This is a genomic window from Paenibacillus amylolyticus (genome assembly GCF_036894225.1).
Classification (GTDB): domain Bacteria; phylum Bacillota; class Bacilli; order Paenibacillales; family Paenibacillaceae; genus Paenibacillus; species Paenibacillus amylolyticus.
This window is the reverse complement of sequence record NZ_CP145892.1, coordinates 507,272-526,092: the sequence shown is the minus strand read 5'-3', so window position 1 is coordinate 526,092 and position 18,821 is coordinate 507,272. Positions and strand designations below refer to the sequence as shown.

Sequence of the window (18,821 nt, the reverse complement as noted above, 5' to 3'; positions counted from 1 at the left end):
ACCACACCAAAAGGAGAATATACAAAAAAAGCTGCCGCTTCGTTTCTGCGGCAACCTTATTATTCTTTAGCTCATCTAGATGGATTGGGAAGGGTCAGTTCTTCCGCCCAAGCTTGCAGCTTTGCCTTTGTCCATCCTTCGTTTTCACCCATGATGGAGTACCGCAAGCCATTCTCACTCCATGATATGTTCCGAATGCTCTTCATATATGAACCCTCGGTGTTACGAACCTTAATCTTGGCTTCATCCGGCATTAGTGTATCGTCCACATTTTCTTCCGGCATCTTGAATACCGTCAGGCTGACTTCTACCTTGTCGTTACTTACATAATACAAGGTTACTTCATCTCTGCTCAGCTCACCGCGCGATGTAGACATTTCGATCCGTGATAGTTCGAATTCTCCACTCATGTCCTGTAGGAACGGCTGTTCCAACGCTTTTTCCGCTTCATCTAGGGTCACTTCGGAATTCTGCATCATATCGTTCAAGTCCTTCACATCGACCTCCTTAGGGATGTCAATTACGAAAGTATCCTTTGTGAATTCAGGTTCATACTGAATCGGATCATAGACCATTTCTGATTTTCCATCCCCATACGCGCTGTTTACTTTGACAATCATCCACGTTTTGGGATCTACCCAATACTCTGAAGATATGGAGAATGCGCCTTCTTCTTTTGGTGTCAATTCAATATGAATGACGTCCTGTCCATGAAGTTTCTCCTGTCCCATCATATTCACATCATGCGTAGTACGTAACCGCTCTAGTTGATCGAGCAATATTTGCTTCTGGGTTTGATTAGGTTGTTGTGACACGGATGATGCATCCATGGAATATGCTGCCCCTGTTTCTTTTTCATATATGATGATCTTCTTTCCATCATTAACTGCGTAACTGACATTGCCATTCTCTGATGTTTCCGTGCGCTTTCGTCCGGTTTCACCATCTACCCATTCCTTAATTTGCATCGTGTTAGTCAGCTTGTCATCCGCCCATATCTTCATCACACCTTCCGCATAATACGAGGCGGGTTCTGTTTCTGCTGAGACAACCTTCTCAATCATCTCATCTCCTGACATAGCCAGCATATCCTTCTCCGCGCAACCTCCAAGCAGGGCGCCTGCCAACACAGCAGTACCCAGCATCATCCATCCTTTTTTCATCATCTTATCCACCCTCTCTGCGTTTACATTCTCCATGTTCAGGCAATCGGCATGCTACCAGCGTTCCATATCCTTCGTATGACCACATGCGCATATCCCCTCCGTGCTTTATTGCAACCCGTTTGGCTATACTCAATCCCAATCCCGAACCACCTGCATATGTCTTCTCCTCCTGATTCTGGTGTTGAACATAGGGTTCGAAGATACGAATGAGCTGTTCTTCAGGAATAGCAGGACCTTCGTTTTGTACTATGATCAATGTTGCTCCCGCCCTGTAGTTATCCAATTCAGCTCTAAGCGAAGGAATAATCCATTCAGGAAGCTCCCAATCTGAAGCAATAACCCCTAGTCCTATTACACCGTTCGTCCTTGTGTGGCGTAGTGCATTATTTATCAGATTATCTGTCAGGCGCATCAGTTGTTCCGGATGAACTCGGTACAGTTGATCTGTGCGGACATCCATCTTCACGTCAATCTGGCCACGCTCGGCAAGTCCCTCATAGCTCCCAAGCAGCATATCAAAAAACTCTCCACCTTCCACCTTAACCATGGCCATCTCCGATTCATTGGAACCCAGCGCCGTATACATCTCAAGTTCACTAATCATCTGTTTCATCCGCTCCACATTTCCGAGCAGCACATCCTGATATTCCTGCCTTTCAAGGCGGTTCAGTTGACGATCACCGTTAAGTACTTCCGTATAGGCACTAATGGACATCAACGGTGTTTTCAGATCATGGGATAACGAGGCGATCATGAGCTCTTTTTCTTTTTGCTCCCTCTCCACATCGGCCTGAGTATGTCTGATCTTGTCTTGCATTGCATCAAACTGTTGGAGCAAGATGCCCATTTCATCATGACGAACAGGTACCACATCCGTAGCAGCCTCTCCCCGTGCAAAAGTATCCATTCGTTCTATGAGATATTTCATCGGCCGAAAGAGCTTTCGGGATAGCAACCACAGCACTGTTCCGTATAACAGGATAAAGAAAGTAGCAGCGAGACCCATGACCCAGGTAGTCCGCAAGGATATGCCTTCCAGCCAATCTCCACGCAGCATGACGATTTCGTAAATGCCTACCAACTCACCTTTTTCCCATACGGGTTTCTTCAACGAGAATGTACGATGACGAATCTGTAAGTTGTACAAATTACGATACAGCTCCGCCCCCCCAACGGTGTAAGCTCCAGCAGACCATGTACTCCCCTCTGATGTGTACACCCGAATCCCTGTTGGTAAATACAGAGCAAAGTTCACCCGACCATTCTCCAATTCAGAGAGTGCAGCGAAAGCATCAGGCGATTGCAGCTGGTACAGTCCCGGGTCAGATAAAGCCAGTTCAATAGGAGCCAATTGTCCGGACAACTCTACATATTCCGTTACGGCACGCTGATCATTGTAATAGTTATACAGGGAGTACAGCGCCCACCCAGCAGCGACAGGCAGCAGCATTACAATGAGGAAGGCAAGCATTAACCAGTACTTCAACTTCATTCCTCAGGCTCCCCCACGAACCGGTAACCACTGCCCCACACCGTCTGAATCCAGCGTGGATGATGGGGCTCGTCACCAAGCTTGGCCCGAAGGCTCTTCACATGAACTGTGACTGTACTCGAGTTCCCCGCCTCTGGCTGACTCCAGACATGTTCATACAGTTCCGCCTTGGTAAACACCCGGCCCGGATGAGAAGCAAGCAGTATGAGCAAAGCCCATTCCTTGTTGGTTAGTGCCACATGTTCTCCATGAACCTGTGCGCGCTGATTCAAATAATCAATCGATAACCCATCGTTATACTGTCTATCTGTCGAATCCGGCTCCACGCCCTGATATCTGCGGTACCTATTCAGATGAGATTTAATGCGAGCTGTAAGTTCCGTTAGACTGAAGGGCTTCGTAATATAATCGTCAGCTCCCAGCCCAAGCCCCCTGACTTTGCTCTCTTCCTCGATTCGAGCACTCATCATGAGCAGCGGAACATCGCTGATCAGTCTAATGTTTTTGCATACCGTGAACCCATCCATTTCCGGCAGCATCAGATCCAACAAGACTAATTGATAGGTTCCCTCCCTAAAGTCTTCCCAGCTCTCCAAACCGCTTGATGCCCAAGTTACCCCATAACCCTCATGACGTAGATGATCTCTCAAAATACGGGCAATCTCCGGATCATCCTCCACCAGCAATATATTTTCGCTGTCTCTCATCGCTGCTTCATCCTCCCATGACTATATTGTAGCTAAGAAAAGTTGACTCTCCTCAGAGTTTATACTTTCTTCATAAATGTCCATTAAGATCGTTATCTAATGCATGCAAAAAGAGCACCCCGATTGTTCAGGACGCCCAGGTAATATTCACAATCTTAATCCTAAGTTATAGCTCCTAGAAAAGGAAACACCTCATAACTCATAGAAGATGCTCTCGTTCTGTACATAGGGTCTACAATACTTACTGCACAGCTTCGGCATGCGATCTTTCATCCATTCGTGCCTCGACTCATTCGCCATCTGAAAGGCATAATAACCCAGTGTAAAGATCAACATGAACCCTTCCATCAATCGAATATCACGATCCGTCAGTGGTGCGATCTGTTGGGTATAACCGGATAAAAATATGTCACGTTCCTCCCTATTGAACATAAGCGCTGCCCCTCCGGCATCGAAAAGATAATATCCATAACCGTGTAGACAAAAATCAATCATGGAAATTCCCTGCTCCGTTATCAACAGATTGTTGCGAGTAATATCCCCATGAATGATCCCCCATGTCCCTGCTTGATGCGGGTATGTTTCTAACTGCTCATTAATGTTCTCAAACGTCTCACGAAGCAGATCAAAGTCTTCCGTTGTAAAAATCCCCAGTCGGACACCTTCCTCTAGCTGCCCTAGCATGACCAAGTTCTCATGGCTATTGCCATATGCCGGCCGCACCTTTGTTCGATCTATCTGATTCTGCTCACGCCCATATTGATGAAGCATCTGCAGTTGTGCCCCCAGATCATAGATCTGCTCTGTTGTCAGGCGTTCTCCCTGCTGGATGTCCCTTCCCTCAATCCACTCCAGTACTGTACAGCAGATTTCTTTACCCGCTTCACTTTTCCATACCGTGACCCAGTCTCCCGATACATTCCGTACCGGATGCTGCACGCGCAATGCTGTCGTTGCGTTTAACTCATGAAGCAGGTTCATCTCTGCCTCCAGCGCAGGAAGCGTATGCTGAATGCCAGTCATACTTGCATATGCGGCTTGATGGATACGTAGCAGATACTTCTGCCCGCTTGCTTCATCAATGACATGATACGTCAGATTCTCATTATGACGAATATATGAAACGACAGGTTTCTCAATAGTGTAGTTCTGTATAATCTGAGCTGCCATATGGTCGTAAGACATCTGATCCGTAGTGATTATCAACATCTCCTTCGAAGTCATGTAAACGTTCTCTTCACACTAAATATCGTAGCATAATGTTTATCCCGCATACAGAAAATCCCACTAAAATTATAAATTAAAAAAGCACAACCCCCGAACAACCGTCCAGGCATTGTGCTTTCTTTTGTCTCTATTATTTCTTAATCTCTTTGTCTATTACTCTATGTTACACTCCATGATCCAATTAACCGAAACGACCCATAATGTATTCTTGCGTCAGACGATTGTCCGGGTTCGTGAAAATATGCTCCGTATCCCCGTGCTCAATCATGCTTCCCAGATAGAAATAAGCTGTGTAATCCGAGATTCGTGCCGCCTGCTGCATGTTATGGGTAACAATAACGATCCGTAGCTCCTTCTTGAGCTCGGTAATCAACTCTTCAACTTTACCCGTAGATACCGGGTCAAGTGCAGATGCTGGCTCATCGAGCAACAGAATCTGTGGTTCAACAGATAAAGCGCGAGCGATACATAGGCGCTGCTGTTGTCCGCCAGAGAGAGACAGAGCTGACTCATGCAGTCTGTCTTTCACTTCGTCCCAGAGCGCAGCACGGCGCAAGCTTTTTTCCACAATTTCATCCAGTGCCTTCTTACTCTTCGTACCACGGTAGCGGGGGCCAAACGCGATATTGTTGTAGATGGACTTATGAAAAGGATTTGGCTTCTGCCACACCATGCCAATCTTCTGGCGAAGCTTGATTACATCGGTTCCAGGCTCATTCAGATCGTTACCGTCCATCCAGATATGTCCCTCTGTACGGGAACCGGCAATCTCGTCGTTCATCCGGTTCAGCGAACGGAGGAACGTGGATTTACCGCAACCAGACGGCCCAATAAGAGCCGTTACGCTTGCTTCAGGAAACGTCAGGCTAATCTGCTTGACCGCCTGGAAATGTCCATAATATATGCTTAACTGTTCCGTACCAAAAGGTATGGCCATGTTGGTTCCTCCTTATTTCGAAGCTGTCATGCGGCGGAATACAACCCGACCGATCCAGCGTGCACTTAGATTGAACGCCAGCACGAGAATGACAAGCACGGCGGATGCCCCTGCTGCCACTTCTTTGGAATCTGGCCCAATACCTTCACTATTCACTTTCCAGATATGGACAGCAAGTGTCTCTGCCGGACGGAAAGGGTTAAGCGGTGATCTTGGACTCGTCGGATTCCAATCTGTAAAGTCCAATGGTGGACTACTCATACCTGCGGTGAACATCAGCGCTGCTGCTTCACCGAAGATCCGGCCCGATGCCAGGATCGTACCCGTAATCAAACTCGGCAATGCCACAGGCAGTAGAATCGAAGTGATAATCTTCCACTTGGACAGTCCAAGCGCCAGACCTGCTTCTTTCTGTTCCTTCGGAACGGCCCGGAAGGCCTGCTCCGTTGTCCGTACCATCAGTGGCAAGTTAAAGATCGCCAGAGCCAAGGCACCCGAGATCAGGGAGAAACCAAGACCAAATTGATTTACTAGCAGCAAGAGACCAAATAAACCGATAACGATGGATGGGAATGATGACAATACTTCAACGACCAGACGAATGAAGCTGGTAATCTTGCCTGGTTTGGCGTATTCCGCCATGTAAATCCCGCCGCCCCATCCGAGTGGAATGGTAACAAGCAAGGTCAGAACAAGCAAGAATACGGAGTTGAAGAGCTGTGGACCAATCCCGCCGCCACCCTTAAGCAACTGTGGTGCACTTGTAAGGAAGTTCCAGCTAATATGTCCAATGCCTCTATACATGATGAAGCCAAGCAGACCGAGCAATAGAATAACAATGAACAGGGCTAGTACAACGATAACGGATGTTGCAATTTTATCTGCCGTCTTTGCCTTCATTTTCATACCCGGTTTCTCCTTTCAAGCAGGCGAACCAGAATGACGAAGACAAATGTCATCACCAACAGGACAAGCGCCATACTCCACAGTGCATTGTTATGAACAGAACCCATCGTGGTGTTACCCATGCTGAGTGTAATTACACTTGTTAATGTTGAAGCTGATTCGAGCAAGGATGTTGGAACATGCGGTGCATTACCGATAACCATCTGTACAGCAAGAGCCTCACCAAAGGCACGGGCCATACCCAAAACGACACCTGTCAACAAAGCTGGCAAAGTTGTTGGAATAATGACACGGTAGATGGTTTGCCAGCGAGTGGCACCCAGTGCATAGGAGGATTCACGCAATCCTTTTGGCAACGCGGACAATGCATCTGCCATAATACTTGTCACCGTAGGAAGAATCATTACCGCGAGAACAAGACATCCGGCTGCAATCCCGACGCCTGTTCCACCAAAGATACTACGCAACAAAGGTACGATGACGCTCAGACCGATAAATCCGTATACAACGGATGGAATTCCGGACAAGAGTTCAATCGCAGGCTGCAAGATCTTTTTGCCTTTACCCGGAACAATCTCTGTCATGAAGAGCGCTGCACACAGGCCAAGCGGACTTGCGATCAATGCTGCAAGCAAGGTTGTAATGAAAGAACCTGTGATGAACGGTAATGCCCCGTAGAACGCAGGTTCTCCGGTCGGATTCCACGTTTTTCCACCAAGGAATTCGCTGATGCTTATTCCATTTTGGAAAAATGTGGACAGTCCCTTGGACGCTACAAAATAAACAATGGAAAACATGACAACGATCAGGAAAACGACACAAATCGACGTATAGATCCGTCCCGTCCACTCTTCCCAATAATGTTTCTCTTTTAAGGGCCGGCGCGGTTTCAACTTGTTATTCATTACCGTTCCCCCTTCGGTCTGTTCCATAACAACCATCCTTCTATAGTAGAATTAATGCAAAATATGGGATTATTTTAGAGCAAACCGCGTAAAGAGGCGGGACCTAAGTCCGCCTCTTTCGCTGTATGCGCAAGTTCAAAGATTACTCAACCACATTACCTGCTGCATCGCGTTTTACTTTCATACCTGACATTGGAATGTATCCCAGTTCTGTCACGTCGTTTTGTTGAATTTCGTCACTCAAGATGTAGTCCAGGAATGCTTGTGTTGCTGCATCTGGCTTACCTTTTGTGTACATGTGCTCGTAAGCCCATACTGGATAAGTTCCTGCTTCTACGTTCTCAACTGTTGCTTCTACACCTTCGTATTTCAACACTTGCAAGCTGTCATCCAAGTAAGACAAGGCGAGGTAACCAATAGCACCTGGCGTTTCAGATACCAATTTTTTTACGTTACCAGAAGAATCTTCTTGAATCGAACCTTGGATATCACCCATTTTTGCACCCAATGCATACTTCTCAAAAGTTGCACGAGTACCGGAACTGCTCGGACGGTTTACAATAACAATTGCTTTATCCGCGCCGCCAACGTCTTTCCAGTTTGTTACTTTACCGGAGAAGATGTCGATCAGTTGTTGCTTCGTCAAATCTTCTACACCTGCATCTTTGTTGCTAACTGGTGCCATAGCTACTACTGCTACTTGATGGTCAACCAATTCTTTTACTTTGGCTTCGTCCTCCAGTTTCTCTTCTGCAAATACATCAGAGTTACCGATTGTAGCTTGTCCGTCAGATACTTGTGTCAAACCAGTACCACTACCGCCACCTTGAACTTGAACCGTTACGTTCTTATATTCATCAACTGCCATAAATTTCTGTCCAGCTTGTTCTACCAGAGGTAGCAATGCTGTCGATCCGACTGCCAGAATGTTACCGCTAAGCTCAGTAGCAGCTTCTCCTGATCCATTGCTTGCGGCACCCTCTGTACCAGCGTCATTTTTCGATCCGCATGCTGCGAGTACCAGTACGAACGTTAAGGTCATCAAAATAAACGGCAACTTTTTAAACATGTTTTGTTTTCCTCCCCCAATGTAGTGATGGCGTTTTGTGAATTTGTTTGTTCACCATCAACTCTTTACTCATTGTAGTTTCGGTATGTCATCTTAAAATCAGTGTTTTGTAAACGCAATGTTAAAAATATCGGCTGTATATTGAAAATCATCTGAGACAAGTTGCGCTGAAGTGGCCGCTTCGGGAACGGACGTTGTTTCAATCGCTGTTATCCCCGGATTTATATGATTTACTTTTTTCAAGGAATACATCCGGGGATAAAGGCGAACGCTTCGCTTTTCCACAATCGTTCCGTTCCCTTCGCTGTGTCAGCGCTCGTTGGATCTCAGGCATTTCAATCTCCTGCCTGGGAAGTAGGCAAAAAGGCCAGCCCTATAAAAGGCTGGCCTTCTGTAAATACTTAATGTAGATATTGAATCAATCCGTTATATAGAACAAACAAAAACTGCCTCACAGCCAGTGCATGGCACCAGGTGGTTAGAGAATTTATGCAGATTTCATAGTTGTTAAGGCTTTTTTATCTGACGGGTCGCTTGAATTACTTTTTGGTTGATATACAGGTTTCTTTAACAATCCAATCATACAAGCTGTAATGATGGAACCAACTAAAATACAGACAATATACAGTAATGGATTACTTGCCGCAATGGGAATAACAAAGATTCCACCGTGAGGAGCTTGTAACGAAATACCTAGAGCCATGCTCATTCCTCCACCAATCGCTGCACCTACAATATTGGATGGAATAACTCGCAAGGGATCATTTGCGGCAAACGGAATCGCGGCTTCTGTAATAAACGACGCACCCATAATATAAGCGGCTTTGCCTGCATTACGTTCTTCGATTGAAAATTTATTCTTAAATAATGTTGTAGCTAATGCAATACCCAGTGGCGGAACCATACCTCCAACCATCAGAGCAGCAGAAGGTTCAAAGATTTGATTGGCGAACATCGCCAGTCCAAATGCAGATGCTGTTTTGTTAATCGGCCCTCCCATATCAGATGCCATCATTCCTGCCAGAAGTGCTCCTAATAAAATAGCATTAGAACCTGTTAAACCATTTAGCCAACCTTGTAACGACTCATTGATCCAAGCCATCGGACTGTTGATGACAAAATACATAATCAAGGCGGTTATAAATGAACCTACTAATGGCAAGATCAGCACAGGTGACAGGCTTTGCAGTGAGTCAGGAATGCCTTTGACTAATTTTTTAAGAGCTATGATCGTATAACCGGCGATAAATCCAGCCAGCATACCTCCCAAAAAGCCGGAACCTCCAATAGTTGCCAGCATCCCACCAATCATACCAGGTGCCAATCCTGGACGGTCAGCAATACTATACGCAATATACCCTGCTAATACAGGAACCATCAATGCAAAAGCAGCACTACCCCCTGCTGTACTTAAAAAAGCGGCGAAAGCATTATAATCCAGGCTATTTGGATCAGCCGCATGAATACCAAACATAAACGAAAGCGCAATCAATATACCGCCTGCCACTACAAAAGGAATCATAAAGGATACACCATTCATAATATGGCTGTATATTTTAGGCTGTTTTAAGCGTGTTTTTTCTTTTGCTTCTTTAAGATTACTGTTGCCTTGATTCAAAACGACACCTTTTCCAGCAATCGCATCTTCAATTAACTCTTGTGCATGATGAACTCCATTTTTGACAGAGGTTTTGATCACTGGACGATCGCCAAAAACATCCATATCGACTTTGACATCTGCCGCCACAATAATACCATCAGCTTCAGCAATATCTTCAGGAGTCAATTGATTTCCAACACCTGTTGATCCATTGGTTTGCACTTTAATGTGTACACCGAGTTCCTTGGCCGCATTTTTCAATGCTTCCGCGGCCATAAACGTATGGGCAATTCCTGTAGGACAACCTGTAACTCCAACCACTTTTTTGCCAGCATGCTTTTTAGGACTATGAAGTGCCTGCGCATCTTGATCTTCTGCCTGTTCAAATAAACGGACAATCTCTTCTTGATCTCGAGCAAGGATAAGTTTCGCTCTAAATAGTTCATCCATCAAAAAGGTCGAAATTTTGGATAATGTTTGCAAATGTTCTGATGAAGAGCTTTGATCGACTGCAATCATAAAAAATAAATTACATGATTCGGTACTATATTCAATACCGCTTAATGATCTGCCCATAATAATGGCAGGGGACTGTACTCCAGTAGACTTGGCATGTGGAATGGCTATTCCGAATCCCACTTCTGTAGGAACCTGTTCTTCACGTGCCCAGATATCTTTTTTAAATTGCTCAATATCGCTTAAATAGCCGTTATCGTTTAACTTTTGCGACAATTCATCTATTAATTCGGCTTTGGTCGTAGCGGTGACATCTAATATGATATTTTCTGGTTTTAAGACATTAGAAATCTTCATGATGGATCTCTCCTCTTAAATTTCTCCCAGTTTATAAAGGGATGCTTTACCCGTAGAACCGAACAGATCCATTTTTTTCTTCACCAGTTCTGTTGCCGCTTTGGTCGCCTCAGGCATCAGTTGATCCGGTTCATATGCATTCGGATTCGCATCGAGTGTCGCTCTTAATTGGTTGTAGAATGCTCGCTTCATATCGGTTGATAAATTGATCTTCGCTATCCCATGCTTCACGGCTTCTCTAATCTCTTCATCAGGATTATCTGATCCACCATGCAGCACTAACGGAATTTTTACTTTTTCATGAATTTGTTTTAAACGATCGATTTTGATTGAATGATCTTTGGATTGAGGATAAATACCATGTGAAGTACCTACAGCGACAGCAAGTGTATCGATACCTGTTTGTTCTACAAAAATCGCCGCTTCTTCTGGATTCGTATACAAAATCTCGTCAGCCCCACCTTCCGAGCTGCCTTCATTACTCCCAATTGTACCTAGTTCACCTTCTACAGATACATCGACCAGATGAGCCAGTTCAACCGCTTCCTTGGTTGCCGCAATATTCTCCTCAAAAGGTAAATGAGATGCATCCATCATGACTGATGTATACCCATTGCGAATCGAACGCGTAATATCTTTGATCGTCGCTCCATGATCCAGATGAATAACAAACGGGACTTTGGACTTGGATGCCGCTTCTCGCACATAAGCTATAAACCCATCAGTGACTAAATCAATTTCATTCGGGTGAATCTGCATAATTGCAGGCGAATTCTGCTCTTCTGCGGCTGTAATGACCACTTTGACGAACTCGCTATTGGCTACATTAAATGATCCGACTGCAAATTTATTTTCATACGCTACTTTAAGTAAATCTTTCATATTAATTAACATTTGAATTCCTCCTAGATTTATTTGGAAGACCAGACTTCCAAAAATTCATCGTAATTGGTGATATGGAGTAGTTTTTCTGTCATATTGGTCTGTTTAAACACATCGTAAATTTCTTCGAAAAATTTGGTGTTATTCACCTTCTGATTTTTCGGCGGAATAAACAGAAAAATGATCTGCGCCATCTGATCACCCCATAGCATTTTCTGCTTATTAATCGCTACCAGTACACGTAGTTTTTTGTTATCTCCACAATCAAATGGATGGGGCATCGCGACCAAATTCCCAATATTGGTACTCGACATTTTTTCTCTTTCCACAATACTGGTATATAAATGCTGAATATCGCCTAGTTCTGTAAGTTTTTTTAACAAATCAATTGGATTGTCTTCATTTAGGAAAAAAACATCATCTGGTGATAAATAATATTTGAGTAGTCCACGATTTAACTGAATCGAAATATTCTTCATATCATCACTTGTAATCATTTCACTTACCAGAATGATATTTTGTACATTTAACTGCTGTTGTTCCGCAATCTCGCTCGTTGTGATAATCGTTTCAATTTCTTCGGGAAGAAGATGTATTTCATGATTAGCTAATAGACTATCGATTCTAATATTCGGAAAATAGAGATTAATCTTACGCTCCAATAGCTTGCCGACTAATAGATTTTTGCCATAAATAATTGCAATACGTTTTCTGTTATCTTGAGAGTTCTCAATAATGCCCATTATGTGTAACGTCAAGTAACCGATTTCATTTTCGGGTATTTTGATATTTAAGCAAAATTGCAATTCTTTTGCCAACACAACTGCGACATTATAAGCATTGGTATATTCTGATTTTATTTGAGCAATAAAAGGATTTTCGACAGGGAAATAATACTTTAATGGATATAATGATTTGGTAATATGAGCTAATAATCGATCAAGTAACTCTTGGTTTTTGTAGCTGATGAATCCATATTGCTCTCCAACTTTTTGGATCACTGATTTGATTTTTTGTTCCATTTCATTCACGTGTTCATGCCCGATTTCTTCATTTTTTTTAGGTAAGATCTGCAATGCGATCAGCAGGTAACCTAAATACTGATACTCATATTCATCAAAAGGGATATCCATTTCTTGAGCCAGACGGATCAGAATAGATTGGGCTATTTTTAATTCTTCAAAGCTTGTATGATCCAACCTCATATCCTGTTCAGTTATTTTTTGTGTAAGACTTACTCGTTTAAGACTGATCAAAACATTCACACAGATCGAGAATAATTCTTGAAAACTTAGCAATAAATTATACTTGGCAACCTCTTCTTCAATACAAGCGTAGATAAAATGAATAGAAGATTCGTTGAACCAATCGCCAAAATAGTATTGCAGTGCTTCGTCTATCGGCATGTGTTTGAGACAATCGGTAGTGACTAGTTTTTTGAGCAAAATCCGCTTCTCAACTTCGCTTCCTTTAAGCCGGATACCTTGGAAAATAATCGCTTCAATTTCGATGTTCTGCTTTTCTGCTTGAATCGTTTGCACTAATTTTTGCACGTCTTTACGGATCGTTTGAGTCGAAAAATAAAGCGTTCTAGCCAGATCCTCATACGTAATAAAATCAGTCTGCGATAACAGTGCTTTGATAATATGAAATGCTCTTTCTTCGTCATCATCTTCATTTTTATACAGGCTGGATAAATCCCCGACTAACTTGTATCCTTTGCGAGTATTGCCAATAATCATTGCTTTATCTAAATAATTTTCATTCATTTCTTTGATGTCATTGCGAATCGTTCTAGTCGTTACATCAAATAGATTAGCTAATTCGCTTCCACTCACAAAATCATGCTCAGATTGTTTTAAATGCTCTAATAGCTTAATGTAACGTTTTCTCATTTGGCTTTCCTCCTTACACACATACTAATGCAAGCGCTTTATATCCACCAAGCCTATACTCTTTCCTAATAGTTAGGAAGTGATCGTGTATTCGTTTATGATACCCACTTTTTTAAAATTCTAAGTTAGTATTCTATTTAAGAATCGTTTGGGAAGGAAAACAGAACAAAAAAAACCAACCTTCTAAAAAGGTTGGTTTGTGTGTATAGTACCACTACATCCATAACAATAAGCGCGATCCGTACAACACTACCTACTCCAGACACTTAACGGTCTGTGCTAGTTGAAAATGTAAAATACGATTGCACTAACCTAAAATCCAGAGCCACAACGCCAATCCGGCCAACGTGATCAACAATGTTGGGATCGTGAGGACGATGCCTGCTTTGAAATAGTAACCCCATGTAATCTTTACACCTTTGCGGGACAACACGTGCAGCCACAGCAATGTGGCAAGTGATCCAATTGGGGTCATTTTGGGACCCAGGTCGGAACCAATGACATTGGCATAGATCAATGCTTCTTGAATGATACCTTCGGTATGCGTGCCCTGGATGGCTAGCAGGTTAATCAACACGGTCGGCAGATTGTTCATCACCGATGATAACACAGCAGCGATGATGCCCATCCCGAGCGAAGCAGCCAGCAGACCATGCTCTGCTATGGCATCCAGCCAGCGGCTCAGATGATCCGTTAACCCTGCATTACGCAGTCCATATACGACAATATACATGCCCACCGAGAACACCACAATCGACCATGGCGCTTCCTTAATTACCCGTTTCAGATCAACAGCCTCGCTCTTGCGTGCCAACAAAGCGAACAGCAACGCAACAGAGCCAACGATAACCGACACGGGAATCGGCAGAAACTCACTAGATGCATAAGCCACGAGTAACAGCCCAAGCATGAACCAGGCGATTCGGAACATCCGTGGATCACGGATCGCTTCCTTCGGGTCACGTGCCGCGGAGATGTCGTAGCGAAGGGGTATGCTTTTGCGATAGAACAAAAACAACATCCCCGTACTCGCTACGATTGAGAACAGATTGGGCACAACCATGCGTACCGCATACTCCACAAATGTAATACCAAAGAAATCGGCCGACACAATGTTAACCAGATTGCTAACGACCAGCGGTAACGACGTGGTATCGGCGATAAACCCACTCGCCATCACAAAAGCCAACACCATGCGCTCATCAAACTTCAATGCACGCACCATTGCCAGCACAATTGGCGTCAGAATGAGCGCGGCACCGTCATTCGCGAACAAGGCAGACACCGCGGCTCCCAGCAGAATGGAGTAGAAGAACAGTCTGCGACCGTCTCCTCCAGCCAGCCTTGCCATATGAAGGGCAGCCCATTCGAAGAAACCCGTCTCGTCGAGAATGAGAGAAATCATAATAATGCCAACAAAGGCTAGCGTTGCATTCCATACAATGGATGCTACATCCGAGGCATCGTTTAAGCTAACAACTCCACATAACAGAGCAAGCAATGCTCCACCCGAGGCAGTCCAACCGATACCCAATCCACGAGGTTGCCAGATCACCAAGGTGATCGTTACTACAAAAATCAGTATTGCTACGTATACCATAGAGCCTCCTGCTGTACCCTGTATCAATATATTATTTCGTTAATTCAATCTTATACTGTAAGATTACACCGCTCTATGCGCGGAATGACCAGACGATATATTTATACAGGGCAACAGGAATATTGTCTATCTTTATTTTCTTTTAATATAAAATGTGTGGTAAGTTATGGTGTTCCAATGTTAGGATTTATCGTTACCCTTATCCTTCGGTGTATCCTCCACCATCTTGAACATGCCAAGCAGTCCTTGTAATTGTTCCGCCATGCTATTCAGATGTGCCGAGGAGGATGCAATCTCTTCTACCGATGCCAGTTGTTCTTGTGAAGATGCCGACACGGATTCTGTATTCGCAGCCGATTCCTGGGTCACATTCGAAATATCACTCATCGCCTTGGCAACGTGGGATGCACCACTCTCCAGTTGCTTCGTTGTTGCGGACAAGTCATCCAATGTATGAACAGCATCTTCCACCGCCTCCCGAATCTGAGCAAAGGATTGTCCTGACGTATTCACGGCCTGAATTCCTTCTCCTACCCGAGTCTGAGCCGCATTCATAGCGATTAGAGCGGCATCCATGTCCTGACGGATATTATGAACCACCTCACCGATCTGCGCTGCCGAACTTCCGGATTCCTCTGCCAGTTTGCGTACCTCACCGGCTACAACTGCAAACCCACGCCCCGCATCCCCCGCTCTTGCCGCTTCAATAGAAGCATTTAATGCGAGCAAGTTCGTTTGTTTGGAGATGGATGCAATGACGTCAACCATGCTACCAATCTCAACGGAACGTGCATTCAGAGATTGAACCACCGTCCCAAGCTGCTCCACCGTTTCCTGGATACTGTTCATCTGCTCCACAGCCTGTCCTGCTGCCTCATTCCCAGACGAAGCCGCTCCGGACGTATGCCGCATATTCGCCGTAATCGACTGTACACGCTCGGACATCATTCGAACATCTTCTGCCATTCGGCTCATCTGTCCCGATCCGTCTTTCACGCTGTTTACCTGCTGCTCTGCACCTTCAGCCAGTTCCTGAATGGCCTGTGTTGAATGTTCAATCGCTTTGGTGGTTTGTTCTGCACTAGCAGACAACTCTTGAGAAGAAGCTGATACCTGCTCTGTCGTTTCCTGCACGCCCAGAATCATCATTCGAAGGTTATCGACCATACGTTCAAAATACTTTGCAAGTTCTCCGACTTCATCTTTACGCCCTGTTTCCATTTTCACGGTCAAGTCACCTTTACTTACGGCTCTGGCAGATTCCTGCAGTCGTTTAATTGGACGCAGCATGGAGCGTGTAAACCATATAATAAAGAGGAGCGTAAGGAACGTAGCCGCCAGAATAACAATAAATGTGGCCATGCGAATATCCTTACTTGCATTAGTTACTTCACTCTTGAGCATCGTGCCTGCAATTTTCCAGCCTGTTGCTTCATTTGTTGAAAAAATCATCATCTTCGGCTGATCGTTGAACACGTAATCGAATTGACCTTCTGGACCTTCATACATCTCATCCAGCAAGCCACTCGTTTCCGGCGTACCTGCATCTGCTACAGGGGATACAACATAGTTTTTGTTTGCATCCATAATAATGACGTAGCCTTCTTTGCCCACCTTAATGGATGTCTGCTCTTGCAGGTCTGTCAGGTCCAGAGATAAACCGATGACACCGGATTGATCCTTTAATGTTTTGGAGATAAACACAACTGCAACACCATCGGTATTAACAGATACAGCTGATACAACAGCTGTACCTGGCTTTTCCATCGCTAGTTTGTACCACTCCCGCTCCCTGGGATCATATGCATCTCCCCGTGTGCTGCTCGCTGTTGGTTTACCTCGAACCATGACTCCGTCTGTTGTTCCTACAAAAATATTCATGGCATCGGGATGCAAGCCCAGATATTGCTCCAGTTTCAACTGAAGCTCGGGACTATCGTTCTCCCCTTTGATCAGGGTCGGATCAAGAGCATCCGCGAAATAGTTAATGTCATGAATCTTGTAATTCACTTGGCTTTCTACAATGGTATTGGCAGTGCTCACACTTTGCATGGCACTATCCACTAATTGTCCTTGTACGCCATCTTCAGCCATCGTTAGTGTGATTAAGCCGACTGCCAAGCTTGGCAGGAGTAGAACGGCCAGGAAGGAGACCAATAGTTTGTTCCTTATATTCCAGACAAAACCTTTCTTTTTCTTCTTTTTATTTTGACTATGTTTTGGTTTGGCAGGTTTCGCTGCTTTCATTGGTTTATTATCCTGAGTTTCACTCATGTCTTTCTCCCCCTCAAAATGTAAAAATGCCCTCTTTCTTTGTATGTATGGATCAATCTAAAGGCTTATCTTATATATCGGCTAAATGAGGGTATTTATTTGAGAGAAAAATGTGCAGGCACGCCAAACAAGCCACCTCTGATCAGAAGCGACTTGTACAAGGTACAGGTTACTAATTATTCCATGAAATAGATGAAGTATTAGAGTACGGACCGCCTGGGGGTTGTGCCGAGGGTTTACCAAAATAGTAGCCCTGTGCAAGCTCAATACCTATGGAACGACAGAATTCAAACTCTTCCATCCGTTCGATCCCCTCGGCAAGGACTTGCCCTCCAAATCGACTCGACATCTCAACAATGTGAAGAATTTTCTCTTGTTTGGTCGAATCCTGATCACAACGGTCAATAAGACTTCGATCTATTTTGACAAAATCCGGTTCTAACCGATTCATCAGCTCTATTGTCGAATATCCGGCACCCACATCATCCAGCGCAACCGACATTCCACGGGAACGATATACCTCAAATATTTGCTGCAAGATGGGCATATGATGAATCTGCTCTGTTTCCACGACTTCAAACACAAAATCTTTAGGGTCCAGCGAAAGGCGTTCAATCGCTTCAAACGTATGTGTCAGACAATATTCGGGATTGTATATGGAGGAAGGCAGGAAATTTACGAAGCGTTTGACACCATGCGGTAGAAAAAGAGCACTGGTCTCAATAGCAGTAATACGCGCCAATCGATCCAGAAAAGAATGTAGTCCGGTCTCACGCGCAACTTCAAATAATTCATAGGAACTGAAGAATTTTCCATTCTCAGCAGGACGAAGCAAAAACTCATATCCGATAATCTGCTCCGATGCATCAACGATGGGTTGCATATGACTGCTGAATTGATGCTCCAGAATAATGGAAACAAGCTCCGCATGTTTGAAACGGGACTCCTGCATGGTTAGACTAATCCAGCTTTCTTCATTAGCCTGTTCGTAAATAGGCATAATCTGAACGGTTAGGGAATCACGTAATGTCGGATCAATTTCGCCGATCTCTTTTATTAAATTCTGAACCGTCTCAAGATTCGAAAAATCCATCCACATCATGTCATCCGACGTCTCGATAAGTCTTCCCGGCGTTTGTAGCGCTTCCAGCAAAGCGGGGGAAATGGGACGCAAGTACAAGGTACCTTGGCCCTCTATAGGATAGATTGGACTGCAGCCACTGCAATTCATGTAGGACCCCCCTTGCCAATTTAGATTCCATGTCCATTAATGTTCACTTGTATATACCCAAAGTTTGTAAATATTATATCATGGGTCTTAAAATTAATCTCTACTGTTTTGATGACT

Annotated in this window: 14 protein-coding genes; all 14 read right to left on the bottom strand. The window is 44.3% G+C overall.

Going from position 1 to position 18,821, the window contains the following annotated elements; genetic code table 11:
• Positions 1–71: 71 nt before the first annotated feature.
• Positions 72–1,166, bottom strand: coding sequence for a hypothetical protein (locus tag V6668_RS02510; RefSeq protein ID WP_338707643.1), 1,095 nt, complete (start codon positions 1,164–1,166; stop codon positions 72–74).
• A gap of 1 nt (position 1,167) precedes the next feature.
• Positions 1,168–2,658, bottom strand: coding sequence for a HAMP domain-containing sensor histidine kinase (locus tag V6668_RS02505; RefSeq protein WP_338707642.1), 1,491 nt, complete (start codon positions 2,656–2,658; stop codon positions 1,168–1,170).
• Complete coding sequence (locus tag V6668_RS02500; RefSeq protein ID WP_047840351.1) at positions 2,655–3,365, bottom strand: response regulator transcription factor; 711 nt, start codon at positions 3,363–3,365, stop codon at positions 2,655–2,657. Before V6668_RS02500 ends, V6668_RS02505 begins: the two co-directional genes overlap by 4 nt.
• 192 nt (positions 3,366–3,557) lie before the next feature.
• A complete protein-coding gene (locus V6668_RS02495) occupies positions 3,558–4,589 on the bottom strand; it encodes a phosphotransferase enzyme family protein (protein WP_338707641.1) in 1,032 nt (343 codons plus the stop codon).
• 184 nt (positions 4,590–4,773) lie between these two features.
• Positions 4,774–5,529, bottom strand: a complete 756-nt coding sequence (gene pstB / locus V6668_RS02490) for a phosphate ABC transporter ATP-binding protein PstB (protein ID WP_036616781.1) — start codon at positions 5,527–5,529, stop codon at positions 4,774–4,776.
• Between the two features lie 12 nt (positions 5,530–5,541).
• Complete coding sequence (gene pstA / locus V6668_RS02485) at positions 5,542–6,429, bottom strand: phosphate ABC transporter permease PstA (RefSeq protein WP_036673245.1); 888 nt, start codon at positions 6,427–6,429, stop codon at positions 5,542–5,544.
• Positions 6,430–6,431: 2 nt separating this feature from the next.
• Positions 6,432–7,367 (bottom strand): phosphate ABC transporter permease subunit PstC, encoded by a 936-nt coding sequence (gene pstC / locus V6668_RS02480; protein ID WP_017690972.1) that lies wholly within the window; start codon positions 7,365–7,367, stop codon positions 6,432–6,434.
• Positions 7,368–7,482: 115 nt separating this feature from the next.
• Complete coding sequence (locus tag V6668_RS02475) at positions 7,483–8,409, bottom strand: phosphate ABC transporter substrate-binding protein PstS family protein (protein WP_036673206.1); 927 nt, start codon at positions 8,407–8,409, stop codon at positions 7,483–7,485.
• 487 nt (positions 8,410–8,896) lie between these two features.
• Positions 8,897–10,822 (bottom strand): PTS fructose transporter subunit IIABC, encoded by a 1,926-nt coding sequence (locus tag V6668_RS02470; protein WP_051449908.1) that lies wholly within the window; start codon positions 10,820–10,822, stop codon positions 8,897–8,899.
• A gap of 15 nt (positions 10,823–10,837) precedes the next feature.
• Positions 10,838–11,716, bottom strand: a complete 879-nt coding sequence (locus V6668_RS02465) for a ketose-bisphosphate aldolase (RefSeq protein ID WP_036673204.1) — start codon at positions 11,714–11,716, stop codon at positions 10,838–10,840.
• Between the two features lie 17 nt (positions 11,717–11,733).
• A complete protein-coding gene (locus V6668_RS02460; protein WP_036616775.1) occupies positions 11,734–13,599 on the bottom strand; it encodes a BglG family transcription antiterminator in 1,866 nt (621 codons plus the stop codon).
• Positions 13,600–13,906: 307 nt separating this feature from the next.
• A complete protein-coding gene (locus V6668_RS02455) occupies positions 13,907–15,199 on the bottom strand; it encodes an arsenic transporter (RefSeq protein ID WP_076319512.1) in 1,293 nt (430 codons plus the stop codon).
• A gap of 180 nt (positions 15,200–15,379) precedes the next feature.
• Positions 15,380–17,473, bottom strand: coding sequence for a methyl-accepting chemotaxis protein (locus V6668_RS02450; protein WP_338707640.1), 2,094 nt, complete (start codon positions 17,471–17,473; stop codon positions 15,380–15,382).
• 172 nt (positions 17,474–17,645) lie between these two features.
• Positions 17,646–18,704 carry an EAL domain-containing protein gene (locus tag V6668_RS02445; protein ID WP_338707639.1) on the bottom strand — a complete coding sequence of 353 codons (1,059 nt, stop codon included), beginning with the start codon at positions 18,702–18,704 and terminating at the stop codon, positions 17,646–17,648.
• Between the last annotated feature and the right edge of the window lie 117 nt (positions 18,705–18,821).

Excerpts from the sequence above, each read along its gene's own strand:
- V6668_RS02510 (WP_338707643.1), bottom strand. The coding sequence starts at position 1,166 with ATGATGAAAAAAGGATGGATGATGCTGGGTACTGCTGTGTTGGCAGGC.
- V6668_RS02505 (WP_338707642.1), bottom strand. The coding sequence starts at position 2,658 with ATGAAGTTGAAGTACTGGTTAATGCTTGCCTTCCTCATTGTAATGCTG.
- V6668_RS02500 (WP_047840351.1), bottom strand. The coding sequence starts at position 3,365 with ATGAGAGACAGCGAAAATATATTGCTGGTGGAGGATGATCCGGAGATT.
- V6668_RS02495 (WP_338707641.1), bottom strand. The coding sequence starts at position 4,589 with ATGACTTCGAAGGAGATGTTGATAATCACTACGGATCAGATGTCTTAC.
- pstB (WP_036616781.1), bottom strand. The coding sequence starts at position 5,529 with ATGGCCATACCTTTTGGTACGGAACAGTTAAGCATATATTATGGACAT.
- pstA (WP_036673245.1), bottom strand. The coding sequence starts at position 6,429 with ATGAAGGCAAAGACGGCAGATAAAATTGCAACATCCGTTATCGTTGTA.
- pstC (WP_017690972.1), bottom strand. The coding sequence starts at position 7,367 with ATGGAACAGACCGAAGGGGGAACGGTAATGAATAACAAGTTGAAACCG.
- V6668_RS02475 (WP_036673206.1), bottom strand. The coding sequence starts at position 8,409 with ATGTTTAAAAAGTTGCCGTTTATTTTGATGACCTTAACGTTCGTACTG.
- V6668_RS02470 (WP_051449908.1), bottom strand. The coding sequence starts at position 10,822 with ATGAAGATTTCTAATGTCTTAAAACCAGAAAATATCATATTAGATGTC.
- V6668_RS02465 (WP_036673204.1), bottom strand. The coding sequence starts at position 11,716 with ATGTTAATTAATATGAAAGATTTACTTAAAGTAGCGTATGAAAATAAA.
- V6668_RS02460 (WP_036616775.1), bottom strand. The coding sequence starts at position 13,599 with ATGAGAAAACGTTACATTAAGCTATTAGAGCATTTAAAACAATCTGAG.
- V6668_RS02455 (WP_076319512.1), bottom strand. The coding sequence starts at position 15,199 with ATGGTATACGTAGCAATACTGATTTTTGTAGTAACGATCACCTTGGTG.
- V6668_RS02450 (WP_338707640.1), bottom strand. The coding sequence starts at position 17,473 with ATGAGTGAAACTCAGGATAATAAACCAATGAAAGCAGCGAAACCTGCC.
- V6668_RS02445 (WP_338707639.1), bottom strand. The coding sequence starts at position 18,704 with ATGAATTGCAGTGGCTGCAGTCCAATCTATCCTATAGAGGGCCAAGGT.